Raw genomic sequence first — 1,195 nt, 5'->3', positions numbered from 1 at the left:
AGCTGCTTGAACCACGACTGGTCGAAATAATGCAATGCCTCGTCGCTCTCGTTCCCGTCTGCAGCCACGAGTTTGAACGACTTTGCCATGACGAAGCCCTCTCGCTGGCGCACACAGCCAGAAAGATGTCCGTCAGCATCTGTGTCCCGATAGATGTCGTATAGCCTCTGACGGTTTGGCTCATCAATGTTTATGGCGAGCTGCCACGCCTTGCGCCAGTCTGCGATGTCTTTACGGGTTAGTGCATCTGTGGTCCGCTGTAACGCCATCACTACGTGTTTCACACGTTTGCGGTCATCCTCCTTTGCGAGATTGAAACTGCCGTAAGGCGTGCGTAGAACGTTCATGTCAGAACGTCCTGTTAAACCGCTGAAAAATCTTTTTATATCCATGATGGTTTTTTTAGTTTACGAGTTTACGAGTTGATAGTTGTTTTAGTTGACGAGTTTACGAGTTTACAAGTTGACGAGGTGATAGTTTTCAAGCAAAAAGTCTATTTACTCGTCAACTTGTAAACTTGTGAACTAAAAAGGACTATCACCATACCAATTTACCAGTTATTTCTCAATGGTTTTTGTGAGTGAAAAACTACTCCGATGCCAGAAGGTTCTCCCGTCGCATCCACACAGATGGGCAGGTCAGGCAGTATCTTTCCCGCCTGTACGCCTTCCAGCCACTTGATGGCGCGTTCGTATCGTTCCTTCCGGATTTCACTGCCCATCTTCTGCGGCAAGGATGCCGTCATGTGGTACAATGCGATGTCACACATATACATGACGATGAGTTTATTGCGNCTGAAGCCATCTGCGGNAAACACCGCTTTGCAGTCATANACAGGNCTNAGNTANCTNGANATCTCCTCCTGTGCCTCGCTCTCTGCGTTGGCCCGGTTTTCGGCAGAGGTCTGTGATACNGTTTTCAGGGCTGCCTCGCCNATAACNACNCTGTANTCTTCATCTGTGATAAACATGAGTTTGTATTTTTTAGTTTACGAGTTTACGAGTTAAAAGAGCCTCTCCCCCTTCCCCTCCCCAAAAGGGAGGGGAGTAGTTAGCTTGGCATGTTTTTATTTTTTTTTAGTTTACGAGTTTATGAGTTTCGTGTTTAGTGTTACCAATTATGAATTATGAATTATGAATTATGAATTATGAATTATGAATTGCTCACCATCCTACCATGAATTTTTGGCGGTCGG

General features: G+C 45.7%; 1 protein-coding gene and 1 pseudogene. Both read right to left on the bottom strand.

Going from position 1 to position 1,195, the window contains the following annotated elements:
• Window positions 1-392, bottom strand: a pseudogene (locus HMPREF9304_RS01735) (phage portal protein family protein); the annotation flags it as partial.
• Window positions 393-550: 158 nt separating this feature from the next.
• The gene (locus tag HMPREF9304_RS14850) at window positions 551-775 is read right to left on the bottom strand and encodes a phage protein Gp36 family protein (protein ID WP_231564442.1); all 225 of its coding nucleotides are present in this window, start codon (window positions 773-775) and stop codon (window positions 551-553) included.
• Between the last annotated feature and the right edge of the window lie 420 nt (window positions 776-1,195).

The sequence above is a fragment of the Hoylesella timonensis S9-PR14 genome, from assembly GCF_000762405.1.
Classification (GTDB): domain Bacteria; phylum Bacteroidota; class Bacteroidia; order Bacteroidales; family Bacteroidaceae; genus Prevotella; species Prevotella timonensis_A.
This window is presented reverse-complemented; position numbering and strand designations above follow the sequence as displayed.